Below are 378 nucleotides of genomic sequence, written 5' to 3'. Positions count from 1 at the left end.
TTTCATTTCTTATTACGGAGAACAGACACAGTGTGTCGTTTCAATTTTCAGCTTGATCCAGATTTTTAAAGAGCAAATATCTCAAACAAGACTCGGAAGTCAGTTTTGAGATACTTCGGCCGGCGACTTTCACTCACACAAACCAGCAAGTGGCGTCCCCTAGGGGATTCGAACCCCTGTTACCGCCGTGAAAGGGCGGTGTCCTGGGCCTCTAGACGAAGGGGACGTGTCAGTCTCAATCGCAAGACGCCTTGCTATTTACTTTTCATCAGACAATCTGTGTGAGCACTACAAAGTACGTTTCTTTAAGGTAAGGAGGTGATCCAACCGCAGGTTCCCCTACGGTTACCTTGTTACGACTTCACCCCAGTCATGAAT

General features: G+C 47.1%; 1 tRNA gene and 1 rRNA gene. Both read right to left on the bottom strand.

Annotated elements, in window-relative coordinates:
• Window positions 1–150: 150 nt before the first annotated feature.
• Window positions 151–226, bottom strand: a tRNA-Glu gene (locus RYZ59_RS24615).
• Window positions 227–311: 85 nt separating this feature from the next.
• Window positions 312–378 (bottom strand): 16S ribosomal RNA (locus RYZ59_RS24610); the annotation flags it as partial.

The sequence above is a fragment of the Citrobacter sp. HN-141 genome, from assembly GCF_033341895.1.
Taxonomy (GTDB): Bacteria; Pseudomonadota; Gammaproteobacteria; order Enterobacterales; family Enterobacteriaceae; genus Citrobacter.
Note: the sequence above shows the minus strand (reverse complement) of the source record. Positions and strands in the feature narration are given on the sequence as shown.